The 13,172-nt window shown below is 40.9% G+C and carries 18 protein-coding genes and 6 pseudogenes; 19 read left to right on the forward strand and 5 right to left on the reverse strand.

Features of this window, described 5'->3' with window-relative positions; genetic code table 11:
* Nucleotides 1-343 precede the first annotated feature (343 nt).
* From dnaE to KSMBR1_RS20875, 6 genes and pseudogenes are all read left to right on the forward strand, one after another.
* Entirely contained in the window at nt 344-2,050 is a 1,707-nt protein-coding gene (dnaE, locus tag KSMBR1_RS07615; RefSeq protein ID WP_099324784.1) for a DNA polymerase III subunit alpha, read from the forward strand.
* Nucleotides 2,047-2,430, forward strand: coding sequence for a hypothetical protein (locus KSMBR1_RS07620; RefSeq protein ID WP_157820448.1), 384 nt, complete (start codon nt 2,047-2,049; stop codon nt 2,428-2,430). The genes dnaE and KSMBR1_RS07620 overlap by 4 nt, the downstream gene beginning before the upstream one ends.
* Nucleotides 2,381-2,491, forward strand: coding sequence for a hypothetical protein (locus tag KSMBR1_RS22680; protein WP_157820449.1), 111 nt, complete (start codon nt 2,381-2,383; stop codon nt 2,489-2,491). Before KSMBR1_RS07620 ends, KSMBR1_RS22680 begins: the two co-directional genes overlap by 50 nt.
* A 232-nt stretch (nt 2,492-2,723) precedes the next feature.
* A pseudogene (locus KSMBR1_RS07630) lies at nt 2,724-3,010 on the forward strand (helix-hairpin-helix domain-containing protein).
* An 81-nt stretch (nt 3,011-3,091) separates the two neighbouring features.
* Nucleotides 3,092-3,436, forward strand: a complete 345-nt coding sequence (locus KSMBR1_RS07640) for a hypothetical protein (protein ID WP_099324788.1) — start codon at nt 3,092-3,094, stop codon at nt 3,434-3,436.
* On the forward strand, nt 3,424-3,591 hold the full coding sequence (locus KSMBR1_RS20875; protein ID WP_157820450.1) for a hypothetical protein: 168 nt from the start codon (nt 3,424-3,426) through the stop codon (nt 3,589-3,591). Before KSMBR1_RS07640 ends, KSMBR1_RS20875 begins: the two co-directional genes overlap by 13 nt.
* 447 nt (nt 3,592-4,038) lie before the next feature.
* Here the strand turns inward: KSMBR1_RS20875 and KSMBR1_RS22845 are convergent, their stop codons facing one another.
* From KSMBR1_RS22845 to KSMBR1_RS07655, 4 genes and pseudogenes are all read right to left on the reverse strand, one after another.
* The gene (locus KSMBR1_RS22845; RefSeq protein WP_230408054.1) at nt 4,039-4,266 is read right to left on the reverse strand and encodes a hypothetical protein; all 228 of its coding nucleotides are present in this window, start codon (nt 4,264-4,266) and stop codon (nt 4,039-4,041) included.
* Nucleotides 4,263-4,957: pseudogene (locus KSMBR1_RS23275) on the reverse strand (glycine--tRNA ligase subunit alpha). The gene KSMBR1_RS22845 and the pseudogene KSMBR1_RS23275 overlap by 4 nt, the downstream one beginning before the upstream one ends.
* Before the next feature lie 583 nt (nt 4,958-5,540).
* Nucleotides 5,541-5,672 (reverse strand): hypothetical protein, encoded by a 132-nt coding sequence (locus tag KSMBR1_RS22685; protein ID WP_261341088.1) that lies wholly within the window; start codon nt 5,670-5,672, stop codon nt 5,541-5,543.
* A gap of 111 nt (nt 5,673-5,783) precedes the next feature.
* Nucleotides 5,784-5,984: a hypothetical protein gene (locus KSMBR1_RS07655; RefSeq protein ID WP_157820451.1), complete on the reverse strand. Its 201-nt coding sequence runs from the start codon at nt 5,982-5,984 to the stop codon at nt 5,784-5,786.
* A gap of 843 nt (nt 5,985-6,827) precedes the next feature.
* Between KSMBR1_RS07655 and KSMBR1_RS07660 the strand changes: the two genes are divergently transcribed.
* The 5 genes and pseudogenes from KSMBR1_RS07660 (at nt 6,828) to KSMBR1_RS20885 (ending at nt 8,451) form a co-directional block, all read left to right on the forward strand.
* Nucleotides 6,828-7,178 carry a hypothetical protein gene (locus tag KSMBR1_RS07660; protein ID WP_099324791.1) on the forward strand — a complete coding sequence of 117 codons (351 nt, stop codon included), beginning with the start codon at nt 6,828-6,830 and terminating at the stop codon, nt 7,176-7,178.
* A gap of 10 nt (nt 7,179-7,188) precedes the next feature.
* Nucleotides 7,189-7,479, forward strand: a complete 291-nt coding sequence (locus KSMBR1_RS22690) for a hypothetical protein (RefSeq protein ID WP_099324792.1) — start codon at nt 7,189-7,191, stop codon at nt 7,477-7,479.
* A 16-nt stretch (nt 7,480-7,495) separates the two neighbouring features.
* Nucleotides 7,496-7,669 (forward strand): hypothetical protein, encoded by a 174-nt coding sequence (locus KSMBR1_RS23280; RefSeq protein ID WP_157820452.1) that lies wholly within the window; start codon nt 7,496-7,498, stop codon nt 7,667-7,669.
* Nucleotides 7,663-8,278, forward strand: a pseudogene (locus KSMBR1_RS22695) (hypothetical protein). The gene KSMBR1_RS23280 and the pseudogene KSMBR1_RS22695 overlap by 7 nt, the downstream one beginning before the upstream one ends.
* Nucleotides 8,275-8,451, forward strand: coding sequence for a hypothetical protein (locus KSMBR1_RS20885; RefSeq protein WP_157820453.1), 177 nt, complete (start codon nt 8,275-8,277; stop codon nt 8,449-8,451). The pseudogene KSMBR1_RS22695 and the gene KSMBR1_RS20885 overlap by 4 nt, the downstream one beginning before the upstream one ends.
* Nucleotides 8,452-8,800: 349 nt before the next feature.
* Here the strand turns inward: KSMBR1_RS20885 and KSMBR1_RS23285 are convergent.
* A pseudogene (locus KSMBR1_RS23285) lies at nt 8,801-9,643 on the reverse strand (tyrosine recombinase XerC).
* A gap of 268 nt (nt 9,644-9,911) precedes the next feature.
* On the opposite strand from KSMBR1_RS23285, the gene KSMBR1_RS23290 reads away from it, so the two are divergent.
* From KSMBR1_RS23290 to KSMBR1_RS07730, 8 genes and pseudogenes are all read left to right on the forward strand, one after another.
* Entirely contained in the window at nt 9,912-10,325 is a 414-nt protein-coding gene (locus KSMBR1_RS23290; RefSeq protein WP_099324797.1) for a hypothetical protein, read from the forward strand.
* Entirely contained in the window at nt 10,250-10,570 is a 321-nt protein-coding gene (locus KSMBR1_RS07700; protein WP_230408056.1) for a hypothetical protein, read from the forward strand. The genes KSMBR1_RS23290 and KSMBR1_RS07700 overlap by 76 nt, the downstream gene beginning before the upstream one ends.
* Nucleotides 10,571-10,583: 13 nt before the next feature.
* A complete protein-coding gene (locus tag KSMBR1_RS22700; RefSeq protein WP_099324799.1) occupies nt 10,584-10,817 on the forward strand; it encodes a chorismate-binding protein in 234 nt (77 codons plus the stop codon).
* Between the two features lie 82 nt (nt 10,818-10,899).
* Nucleotides 10,900-11,109 (forward strand): annotated as a pseudogene (locus tag KSMBR1_RS23295) (chorismate-binding protein); the annotation flags it as partial.
* Between the two features lie 2 nt (nt 11,110-11,111).
* On the forward strand, nt 11,112-11,279 hold the full coding sequence (locus KSMBR1_RS22705; RefSeq protein WP_261341094.1) for a chorismate-binding protein: 168 nt from the start codon (nt 11,112-11,114) through the stop codon (nt 11,277-11,279).
* A gap of 79 nt (nt 11,280-11,358) precedes the next feature.
* Nucleotides 11,359-11,529, forward strand: a pseudogene (locus tag KSMBR1_RS23300) (aminotransferase class IV); the annotation flags it as partial.
* Nucleotides 11,530-11,926: 397 nt separating this feature from the next.
* Nucleotides 11,927-12,088 (forward strand): hypothetical protein, encoded by a 162-nt coding sequence (locus KSMBR1_RS07725; RefSeq protein WP_157820456.1) that lies wholly within the window; start codon nt 11,927-11,929, stop codon nt 12,086-12,088.
* A 514-nt stretch (nt 12,089-12,602) separates the two neighbouring features.
* The gene (locus KSMBR1_RS07730) at nt 12,603-12,995 is read left to right on the forward strand and encodes an anaerobic ribonucleoside-triphosphate reductase (RefSeq protein WP_099324803.1); all 393 of its coding nucleotides are present in this window, start codon (nt 12,603-12,605) and stop codon (nt 12,993-12,995) included.
* The last annotated feature ends 177 nt before the right edge of the window (nt 12,996-13,172 follow it).

Raw genomic sequence — 13,172 nt, forward strand, 5'->3', positions numbered from 1 at the left:
GATGTTATATAAATATAAAATGATACATCTACCAGAGAAATATAGAGAAATATTAATGAATATCGCCCAATTACCCTTCTCCACGAAACGAAAAATGCGGCGAGGGTTATGCTAGCAAAATATAAAACAAGTTTCAAGTAAATTTGTCATTAAAATTTGGATGTCTGTTTTCATAATGATGTTGCTAACTAATCGAATTTCATATTGACTTTTCAGTTGTATGGCTATAAATTGAATTCTTATATCGGTTAGGGTACAACATCTTGCGTTTACAATGAAATATTCATGCTCGAATTATAAGGCTTTTCCAACGTTCCACATCAAATTCAATCGGGTGTAATTTATGGACACAAACAACTTCGTTCATCTCCATGTCCACAGTGAATACAGCCTTCTTGATGGCGCCTGCAAAATAAAAGACCTCGTTAGCAAGGCATTGCATTTTAAAATGCCTGCCCTTGCTCTTACAGACCATGGTAATATGTACGGCGCAATCGAATTTTACGAAGCCGCGCAATCCGCTGGAATAAAACCTATTATAGGTTACGAAGCATACGTTGCGCAAGGCGGTCGCCTTGACAAGGAATCAAAAAACGGGAAGGAAACACTTAGCCATATAACACTCCTGGCGGAAAACTATGAAGGATACCGAAATTTACTAAAACTTTCCACCTCTGCATATCTGGAAGGCTTTTACTACAAACCGAGAATCGATAAAGAACTATTGAAATCCCATTCAGCCGGGATTATCTGCCTTAGCGGATGCATGGCTTCTGAAATCAATCGCCACTTGTCCTTTGACCGCCATGACGATGCCATGAATCTTGCCATAGAATACCTAGAACTCTTTGGCGAAAACCATTTTTACCTTGAAATACAAAACAACAAAATCCCACTACAGGAAAAATTGGTGTCCGCGGCGTTCAAAATAGGGAAAACACTAAACATTCCCCTCGTCGCAACCAACGACGTGCATTATATGAATATCGACGACGCAGTTGCCCATGACGCATTGTTATGCATAAATACCGGCAAGCGCGTATCTGACAGACAAAGGCTTCGTTTCGATACGAACGAATTCTACTTTAAAAATTACCAGGAAATGCACGCCTTGTTTAAGGAAATACCTCACGCTCTTGAAAACACCTTGCACATTGCAGAACGCTGCGATGTAAAAATGGATTTCGGGAAGCTGCATCTCCCAAAATTTACGCCTCCCGAAGGAATAAGCAACAAGGCATATCTGAGAAAACTCTGCGAAGAAGGGGTGATAAGAAAATACGGCGCCATACTCCCCCATATCAGCGAACGACTGGACCATGAACTTAAAGTTATAGAAAAAACGGGTTTTGTCGAATATTTTTTAATTGTATGGGATTTTATTCATTATGCAAATACCCTCAACATCCCCGCAACGGGAAGAGGATCAGGGGCGGGCAGTATTGTCGCCTATGTATTGAACATCACCAACATAGACCCTATAGAAAACGATTTATTGTTTGAACGATTTTTGAATGCTGAAAGAATATCAATGCCTGATCTGGATATTGACTTCTGCGCAGAAGGCCGTGAAGAAATTATCCGGTACGTAAGGGAAAAATATGGCGGCGATAGCAACGTTGCACAGATCATTACATTCGGTACGATGAAAGCAAAGGCTGTCATCCGGGATGTTGGGCGGGTGCTTGACATTCCTCTTTCTGAAGTCGACAAGATAGCAAAACTGATTCCCAATACCCTCAATATCACCTTAGAAGAAGCCCTGGAACAGGAACCGGCTTTAAAAGCGATCTGTCAGGCCGAAAAACAGTTTAAGGAATTATTCGACATTTCAAAGAAACTGGAAGGATTATGCCGTCATGCCTCAGTACATGCGGCAGGCATCGTTATTTCCGATGAACCATTAACAGAATATGTTCCACTTGCTAAAAAAGGGGATGCCGTCACCACTCAATATTACGATGAAATACTGGTAGATAAAATAGGGTTGCTAAAGGCCGACTTCCTGGGTGTCCGGAAATTAACGGTAATAAAAAGGCTCTTCAATTGATTCACGAAACAACAAGAGAGATTATTGATCTCGCAAAAATACCCGTAGACGACAAAGCAACCTATCAGATGCTTTCCAGCGGCAACGTAAAAGGGGTCTTTCAGGTAGAAACCAGCAAAGGGTTTAAGGAGTTACTTAAAAAACTGAAACCGGACACATTCGCTGACATCCTGCCTTTAGTGGCACTCTACCGCCCCGGACCATTACAAAGCGGCATGGTTGATTCATTCATCAACAGAAAACACGGGAAAGAGGCTGTTGAATATATCCACCCAACCCTCGAATTGATACTGAAAGAAACATACGGCGTCATTTTAACCAGGAACAGTAATGAGGATCGCCAATCGCCTGGCAGGATTCACACTGAACGAAGCCGATAATTTGCGCAAGCGTGGGGAAAAAAAAGCTGAAATTATGGCAAAATTCAAGGACAGTTTGTAAACGGAGCAATTTCAAACGACATCCCGAAAAAAACAGCGATAAAAATATTTGAACTCATGGAATTTTTCGCCGGATATGGCTTCAACAAATCCCATTCAGCGGCATATGCCGTAATTACTTACCAAACCGCTTATTTAAAAACCAATTATCCCCTACAGTATATGACTGCCCAATTGAGCTGTGAAAAACAAAATACAGAAAAAATCATTGATTATATTGAAGACTGCCGCCGATGAATATCGAAATACTCAAACCGGATGTCAATGAGAGCCTCAGCGATTTCATCATCTCTGAAGGAAATAAAATACGTTTCGGTCTTGGCTCTGTCAAGAATGCCGCGATAAGGCAATTGAATCTATTGTTTCTGCAAGGGAAAAAGGCGGTAAATTTTCTTCAATACTGGATTTCTGCAAGAGAGTTGACCTGCGCACCGTAAACAAACAAGTCATCGAGAGCCTTGTTAAATCAGGAAGCTTCGACTCTCTGTCTGACGACAGGGCAAGACGCCGCCTCTCTTGACTCGGCAATGGAACTGGGAAGCGCAGTAAACAAGGGGAAGCGTAAGGGACAAAGCATTATTCGATATCGGAAGCGCTATGGATGTTATTTGAAACAGGAAACACCGCAATAAGCAACACTACGCCTGGAACGAAAATGAAATTCGCCAGGCGGAAAAGGAAAGCCTCGGATTTTTACTTCAGCTCAAGCCCGCTGAGCGAGTATGAAGAAAAAATCAAGCTATTGGCCACCAATTCTTCCTCGGAAATATCTGAACTGCCGGAGGGGACTGATGTGATTATTGGCGGTATTATCACCGATATCAAAAAAAGCACCACCAAAAAAGGTGACCCGATGATGTACATTACACTTGATGATATGGAAGGCGCGATCAAATGTATCGCCTTTAGCAAAGAACTGAAGGAATATGAGCATTGGCAAAAATAGACGCCGTCGTTTTTATCTGCGGTAATGTGGGGTATAAAGGCTCAACGCCGAGTGTAAAAATAAATGAACTAATCGCGGGGAAAAACGCTTTCCAGCGCCTGGTAAATCTTTTGGATTGCGCCTTGAAGCTGCTCATTTTGACGAAACCAAACTGATACAGTTAAAAGACCTTATTAAAAAACACAGGGGCGCTGTCCGTTTTTCATTGAAATTGCCACTCCAAACAACGGAAGCGTCCAAATCAAAACCTCCAGCCAATATTCTGCAGCAATCACAGATGATTTCCTTTCCCGCACCAGGGAGCTTTTCGATTCACAAAATCTGTTGATTAACCAAACGACAAGGCAGTACTCAATTGAATACCTAAAAGGGGCCATGCCGATTTTTTGTAACGTGTCATTTTTGAGCAGGATGACCGAAACGTTAGCGCACCCATCAGAAAAATATATGAATGGTCGCACTTCGCTTGACCCATCCTACAAATTAATACGCTTTATTACAAAAAATCGGGGAATGCTCACATGGTATGCCAGAACCAAACAAGCATGAGATAAAAAATACTAAGCACTAAGCACGAAATGCGAAAGATGCACTTTTAGAATTCAAATCATTTTGTCATTAGAATTTGTTTCGGATTTCACAATTACCGGATCGGCAGAGGTATGCTTCAAAAGAGGCCACTGCAATGATTCGCGCAGCCGGATGTACCCTTCCGCGCAGCCTCTTGCCAGATTTCTTACCCTTTTAAATAACCCGTTCTTTGCGTAACGCCAATTGCCCCCGCCGCGTCCAGCAAATTGAAAGTGTGAGAACACTTCATACATAGTCATACGCAGGCAACGGAAGGTCCTCTTTTAATAACCTCTGGATTCAATTCGTAGAATTCAAAGAGTTTAAAAAGCATTGACGTGTCCGCAACTTTGAAGTTGTAAGTGGAGAATTGCTCTTCATCCTGCTTATGGATATCGCCATAGGTATATCCTTCCACCCATTCCAGGTCAAACACAGATTCCTTTTCCTGAATAAACATTGCAATACGTTCGAGTCCGTAGGTAAGTTCAAGGGTAATCGGTTCAAGTTCAAATCCGCCTACCTGTTGAAAATAGGTAAATTGTGTAATTTCCATGCCGTCCAGCCATATCTCCCATCCGAGACCTGTCGCACCCAGGGAAGGAGACTCCCAATCGTCCTCAACAAATCGCACTCATGTTTTACGAGGTCTATCCCCAGTGCCCGCAAACTGTTTAAATATATCCCCTGGCAATCGTCGGGGGCGGGTTTTACAATTACCTGAAATTGGTAGTAGTGTTGTAATCTGTTTGGGTTCTCTCCATATCTGCCGTCTGTCGGGCGCGGGAAGGTTCGACATAGGCGCATTTCCATGGTTCGCCGACCTAGTACCTTAAGGAACGTTGCGGGATTAAAGGTTCCCGCCCCTTTTCCGTATATATGGCTGCCAAAGATACACCCATAATCAGCCCAGTATTTTTGTAACGTTAAAATAATCTCTTGAAATGTCATTGCGTTCACGCATATTTTTAAGTGATGAAAATTATTGAAACTTCTCCCTGCTAAAACAGTTTTCGGAGTCTATCACCACACGTTTTCTTGTCAAGAAATTACCCTATCACCGAATTTTACAGTAATCCAAAACTCCTGAAGTACTTTTTTTGTCAAAAAATATTTAATTGAATGGTAACACCTTCATGAGGATGTAAAGCGGTGGTAGATGATATTTCAACATCAAATTCATAGCGCAGCAAAGCCGTAACCGAAAATGAAGAGGCCGTGCGTCTCTACTTTAACCACAAAGAAAAACTTACAAAAAAAAGAAGTTTTTACTGGGGAATACTATACGCAGGGACGAAGCATTGCAATAAACAGTTGTGCTCGTTCCTCTCTTGATATCTAAGCCACTAAATCATGCAGTGCGACGAGGTTCGTCGCACTACAAATGGCAATTTCCGGTTTCAAAAGACTAAAATGTTACAATATTTCAGTCTACTATCTTCCTCTTTTTTCTGCGTGATCATATAAACCATAAAGAACCGCATCAAGTCCCTTGTTATCCTGTTTCCATCCTGGTCATCGTAAAGAATGTTTTTTATGCGATACGCCGCGTCGACGGTTTTAGTGCAAAAACAATCAACCCTTGCACTTCTTCTTTGTTCCAGTCTGTAATTTGAGAGCGGTCCTGTGCTGCAGATATAATCGTCAATCGACAGGGTAAATCCATTATGGTAATTGCCTTGAAATGTGCCGGGTCTACTTTTATTGTCTTGTCAGTCTTGTTAATAAGCCAAACCCTTACGATTGCGGCGTGTTTTCCGGTATTCTATAAAAATCATCAGAACCAAGCAACTTCTTTCCCATAGTCAACAGAGGTTGAAATGTCTTTGATCACTATACCCAGCGTATCCCCGGTCTTATATGTTTTTGCCTTTTCCAGTTTAGCAGTTTGCCCAATTGCGGGTCTAATTGCAATAATAGGTATCGTAAGGTAAACGAGAGCAACAAATAAAATGAAAAATATCACATTAACTTTCACAAAATCTCCCCTATTAATATTTTTTTCGCGAATTTTCCCCAATATCAAGATGCTTGAGGGATAACAGAAACATCAAAAATTAACTTAGCGTTGCCTTAAGAAATGAGTCCATTGCTTATATTTGTAACTTTTTTCCCTTAGAGCACAATTTACTTTTTACAACAGGAATATCCCACAAGATCAACAATCAATTCGGTATATGAGAAAAAAGGGGACAAGCCAGTGTTCGGCTGTAATGTTTACGCTTAATAGTTACAAATTGCAAAGAGATAATTTTCAAGGTACTAAGCAATTTTGAGTTTTCCACCACATATTTTCATTGTCGGGAAATTACCATATCATTAAATCGTCAATAAGTTACGGTTTGCTTGACAATCTGAACAGCATGTGTTAGCTTTTATTACTATCAAAAGTAGGGGCGAAGCATTTGCCCGTTTAGGTATGAACTTATTTATGGCAATTTACAGCAAATGCTTCGCCCCTACAACGTGCGGCAAACATCGCTATTATTTGATTTTTTCAAAAAACAACATTATTACGCATAAATAATTAGTCAGATAGTTTATTCTTATAGGAGAGGTATATGGCAGAAGAGTCGAAAAAGAGAAGGCTTTGAATTTCAGGCGGAAATAAAAAAATTACTTAACATACTTTCACATCTTTTATACACGCACAAAGAAATATTCCTGCGGGAACTCATTTCCAATGCGTCAGACGCACTTACGAAGCAGCGCTTTCATTCGCTTACCAATGAAGATTACGAAGGAAAAGAGCTGCCACTCGAAATCAATATTGAGATGACGAACAAAACAAAACCCTTACCATAATCGATACCGGCATGGAATGACGAAGGATGAAGTGGTAAAGAACGTGGGAACCATTGCAAAATCAGGGTCACTGGAATTTATTACCAATTTATCCGAGGAGGCAAAAAAAGATTCAAACGTAATCGGACAGTTTGGAGTGGGTTTCTACTCTGTTTTTATGGTTGCCGATGAAGTACGGATCAGAACAAAGTCCTATAAAAAGGGAGAACCTGCTTATGAATGGAGATCTGACGGTACCGGGAAATATTCTGCATCAGATGAAAAGGAAAGGCGCGGTACGGAAATAATCGTCCATTTAAAGGAGGAAGAAAAAGAGTACACTGACAAACAAGGATTTCCTCCATCTCAGAATATTCAAACTTTGTAAGTTTTCCGATATGGTCTGCGGCGAAAAGGCAAATCAGGTCACCGCCCTGTGGAAAGAGCCAAAAAAAGATGTTACCGCGGAACAATACGAGGAGTTTTACAAATTCATTGCGAACGTTGAAGAAGCGCCTCTTTTCCATTTGCAACCTCCGCGAGGCGCCTATTCAGTTTACAGTATACTATATTGCCCGAAGGTAAATTATGAATCTGTTATTTTAAAAAAACTGGAACACGGCATTCAACTGTTTGCAATAAAATCCTCATACAGGCAGACTGCAAGGCGCTTTTGCCGGAATACATGAGATTTATTCGGCGGTAGTGGACTCTTCCGATATTCCATTGAATATTTCGAGGGAAACATTTCAGGACAACCGGGTTATCCAGAAGATGAAGAACATACTTATCAAACAGGTTCTGGGTCTTTTGCAGGATATCGCAAAAAACATAAGGAAAAGTATGAAATCTTCTGGAAGCAATTCGGAAGAATATTAAAGGAAGGGGTGCACTTTGATTTTGAGAACAGGGAAACAATTGCGCAATTAATGCGGTTTAATTCTTCGCAGTGCAAAGATGCCGGTGAGCTTGTTTCGCTGGGAGAATACACGGAAAGAATGAAACCCGAACAAAAAGAAATAACTATATTACCGCCGTAAGCCGGGACACTATCGAGAAAAGCCCTCATCTGGAAATATTCCGGAAGAAAGGCGTCGAGGTGTTGTACTTAACCGACCCCAACGATGAATTCTCCTTTCAGGCCTCGGAGAATTCGAAAAAAGACCCATCCGTTCAGCAGATCAGGCAAATTTAGACGTATTGAAAGATGCCGAAAGGGAATTGTCGATACGTCTTCAGAACCGCAAAACTATGACGCGATATTTAACCATCTTTAAAGACCAGAAGGTCTGCCTGGCAGACAATGTAACAGACGTCACGGAATCACACCGGTTGAGCGAAAGCCCATGTTGTCTGGTAAGTCCTGATACTTCGCCAAGCGTTCACGTCCAGAAACTCATCCACATGATGGACAAAAATTATCAAATGCCAAAAAAGATTATGGAAATTAACAGAAAAAACAAGATATTCAAAACCTGGCAAGGATGAACGAAATACCGGACAATCAGCAGATCGTCGGTAAAATAATCACACAGTTATACGAAAACGCGCTGATGCAGGACGGCGTAGTCTTTGACCACAGCGATGTACCACGGGTAAATGAACTCCTTGAAGAATTAACCAATGCAAAACTGGGAGAAGGGAAGAAGATTATTATTTAAACAAGCTTTGCAGTATACGCGTATAGGAATTGTATGGTAGAGACAACACCCTGCCAAATGCAGAGGGAATGAGGTAGTACCGCACTACCGACTACCTAACATGACTTAGCCAGGACCAAACAAGTCTGAGATAAAAAATACGATGCACGAAATCTGAAACAAATTCTAATGACAAAATGATTTGAAATTCTAAACAAGTGCATCTTTTGTATTTCGTGTTTCGGATTCCACAATTAAAGGTACCATACCCAATCAGACTGAAGCCAGCGGTTTCAGTTTGATTGGGTATATACATTATATTTATGCCCTTGGATGGTTTTATCATACACCTGTTTCAGGCGCTCCGTGGTTACATGGTGTAAATTTGTGTTGTAGAGAGGCTGCTGTGCCCTAAAAATTCCTGTACCGCCCGCAAGTCTGCGCCGTTATCCAGCAGATGGGTGGCAAAGCTGTGCCGGAAAGTGTGCGAGAAACGCGAAGATGCATGGCGGCTTTTTTCATGTACTTTTCGATCATTCTTGCAACACTACGTTCTGTAAGACGTCCGTGAAATTTATTTAAAAACAACGCCTCGTATCCGCCTTTCTTTTCTCCAATACAATTGTATTGCATTTAAAGCGTGATTTCCAACCGGGAGTATGCGTTCTTTACTTCCCTTGCCACGCACCTTTACTATCCCGCTGTGAAAATCTATGTCCGCAATATTAATTCCCACGAGTTCGCTAACCCGCATACCTGTGCTGTAAAAGGTTTCCATGATTGCTTTATCACGCAAGCCTGATAAATTGCAAGTGTCTGGCTGATTCAGGAGTATCTCTGTGTCGTTAACACTCATAAAACCGGGAAGTTTTTTATCTGTCTTCGGAGTCTTAATCTGTTCGACCGGATTATATTCTAAAATTCCGTGTTGACATAAAAATTTGTACAGAGAACGTATGGAGGCCAGTTTTCTTGCTACAGTAGTTTTGGAAGGATTCTTTTTTTTTAAAAAGCAAAGATACTTCCGTAATTGCAGGCGGGGAACACCGGCAAGGTCTGTACACCCCTCGCCTTTAAGAAATGAAAGATATTGGCCAAGATCGTTTCGGTAAGCCCGCAGTGTTTGCGGCGAATAGTTCCTGTCATTCTCAATATAGGCAAGATATCTGTCGATAAATCTTTGTATGTTATCGTTTGATGGCAACATTTTCATTTCCGTTAAAAAAAATTGTTCGAGATAGCGGCGATGTTAGCAAAGTCAGAATTGAATAACAAGGGCAAAAGGACGCCGTATTATGTCTGTGAATTGCCTTGACAAAAATTTCCAACCCCCCTAGAATTGCTTTTCCGGTGAAATATCGTGTTGTCACCCGTATTCTGCAATAGCTGCAAAAAATATACTCATGAGGTTCAAAGATAATTATCATGAAGTTGGATACATGCGTTACTGGCAAAGTTACTGCCTTTGAGGTGAAGGAGGCATGCGCTCCTCTGGAAGCGTTTTGCCGGTTTTTAAAAAACCCAAATGTTTTCTTCCTGACAGCGCATTGCCAACGGTGAGATTTCAAGGTATTCCTTCCTTGGTTTTAGCCCGTTTTAACAATAAAAACGAAACACCAAAAATACTTATAAAAGACAAAGATGGAAGTCAGGAGTGCGAGGGAAGTCCATTTGAATATCTTCGAAAAATATTGAACCGGTATTCTTTGGGAAATATCAGTAATTCCCTGCCTTTTCAGGGTGGGGCTGTAGGATATTTTGGGTATGACCTCTGTCATTACATAGAGAAATTGCCCAAAACTCTGTGGGTGACCTTGAATTGCCTGATATATATATGGGGTTTTACGATATTATTATCTCCTATGATAATCTTCTTGAAAAGTTCTTTGTGGTAGTAATTGACTTTGGCATGGATAATACATTGAATGACAGGATAGGGCAGATAACGGAAGTATTGTGCGGAAAATCTGAAGAGCCTGGAGAAGTGTTAATGACCGGATACGACAGGGTTGTTGCTACGGAATTAAGGTCTAACTTTACGAAAGACTCCTATATGAAAGCCCTCCGGCAAATAAAAAAGTATATTTCGGCGGGAGATGTGTATCAGGTAAACTTATCACAAAGGATTGAGGCGCGTTAAGACATGCCTGCGTATGAATTATTACAAAAGATTGCGCAAAATCAACCTGCTCCGTTTGCATGTTATCTTGGCTTTGATGACGTTCTATAATCAGCTCTTCTCCGAAAGATTTCTTCGTGTTTGTAATCGTCAGGTACAAACACGCCCGATAAAAGGCACACGGCCAAGAGGTAAGAACGCATTGGAAGATGAAGAGATGAAACAGGCCTTGCTGTCCAGCCAAAAAGACAATGCGGAGCTACCATGATAACAACCTTGAACGTAATGATCTCGGACGGGTCTGCAATTATGGTCTATTAAGGTCATAGAAGAAAAAGCGTTGGAAAACATATCCTACTGTTCATCATCTGGTATCAACGGTAATAGGAGAATTGCACGAGAGATACGACAATAATAGACCTGCTCAGGGCGACTTTTCCCGGGGATCTATTACCGGAGCCCCTAAGATCCGCGCCATGCAAATTATTGATGAACTTGAACCATACCAGAGAAGTGTATATACAGGCTCTATAGGGTATATTGGGTTTATGGAAATTTAGACCTGAATATTGCAATACGTACCTTTATTATGAAAGGAGAAACAGTGTATTTCCAGGTTGGCAGCGGCATTGTTGCAGACTCTGACGCAGAAGATGAATATGAAGAAACATTGCACAAGGCCAAAGCCTTGATTGAATCACTTAACCCATGCCTGACGCTATCTTCTTAAACGATACAATAGTTGATGCGACGAAAGGTGTTCTCAGCACCTTTGACCGGGGTTTCTTTACGGTGATGGCCTCTTCGAGACCATTCGGGCGTATAATAAAAACCCCTTTAAACTGGAAGAGCACATAGCCCGCCTTTCAGATTCGGCGCAATTTCTTTGCATACCTTTCCGATACACCTGCGATCAAATAAGGCATATTATCGGTCAGCTTCTTGCAAAAAATCATTTATCCGACAGTATATACGCTTAACACTCTCCCGCGGTTATAATGCCAATGGATTTATCCCCGTGCGCGAGACCAACCCTACTTTTGTAATTCATACAAAACACTTGGTCCCTTATCCGGCACTATGTATAAAACAGGGTTAAAAACTCATTGTTTCACAGACACGAAAAAATGCCAGTTGTCCTATTTCAAGGCATAAAACACTCAATTATTTAACACATTATCTCATCAGGAAAGAGGCATGGAAGCGGGGGCGCATGACGCACTGATTTTAACCACAGAAGGCAACGTGGCGGATGTTCCGTCAGCAATGTTTTTGTGTGGAAAGACCAGCGCAGTCTTTACCCTCAACTAATGCAAATATTTTGCCGGGCATTACCAGGCGGGTTGTTATTGATTTATGCAAGGAAACCGGCATTCAGTGACAGAAAAACTCTTTGATCTCCATGAAATAGCCACGGCAGATGAAGTCTTTATTACAAACTCTCTTATGGAGATCATGCCTGTTTCATCAATAAACGGAAATGTCTTCGGAGATGCTCTTCCCGGGGAAATTACCGGAATACTCTCGGCGAAAATATAAATGCTGACTAGCTGAAGACAGCCACGGCAAAACCCCATTTTAGTACTTAATTATTTTATCAATTGCAGTTACGACAATTTGTTGCGGTTGTCTTTTGTTATTTCTTCCTGTCTATTGAGTTGATTGCATAAAATGTCGGTTTAACCGCCACAATAAATTGATTTCTTTGAAATCTTAAAAAAAATCGTAAGTCCCTGTTAAAAAAAAGCTTATTTTTTTCAATATATTGTATAACACCGAAAACACAATACAATGTATTGTGTTTTCGCTTGACAATGCCTTTTTTTTTGGTACAAATATCCTTCTATCTGTCTGTGTACTGCACGCAGAAAGATTCAGTATGCTATTGAAGAGGGTTTTATCGTATTTTTATTTCAGGAATCTTCAAATGAGAGGAGGTGTAGCGGGCAAAATAAGAAATTTGTTATTTTGGGGGAGGGGGAATAAGTGAGTTTAAATGTATGGTATGATTGGAAAACGACAATTCTGGCTATGAACAAAGAAAGAGGGATAAATGACAACAGCAGTATTAGAAATACCTGAAGCAAAGCATGTTATATGCGATGGAGAAGAGGTACAATTAATAATAGAAGAAAAACTGAGTGCTTTTGATAAGGCGATTGAGCAGCATGACTTCCTGGAAATAGATGGCGACATAGAAGGCGATTCACCGGAAGAACATTCGATAAAGATTATCAACCACAGGGCAGAATGTGCATATTCAATCAGTATCGATGCGGTTATCAGACAAGATTTGGGCTATGTAATAGATTCACTCGAAACAGGAAATACCACGCGCCTTTACGGAATAACAAGAATTGTGGGGTATTACAGCCGTGTATCCAATTGGAATAAATCCAAAATCAGTGAATTACACGACAGGCATACGGGAAGTTATTCTGTATAAGTATTATCCTGGCATTCGCTGGCATCCCCAAACGGGAAGGAAGTTTAATGACGTTAAGCAAAAGTGTTAAATCTTCCTCTTGAAAGGCATCATTTTTTAAAAACCATTGCGGCAAAGAACGTATTCGTGTTCATGTGCTGCAATGGTTTTTTTATTCACAAGATCCTGCCACAGTAG

The organism is Candidatus Kuenenia stuttgartiensis (assembly GCF_900232105.1).
Classification (GTDB): Bacteria; Planctomycetota; Brocadiia; order Brocadiales; family Brocadiaceae; genus Kuenenia; species Kuenenia stuttgartiensis_A.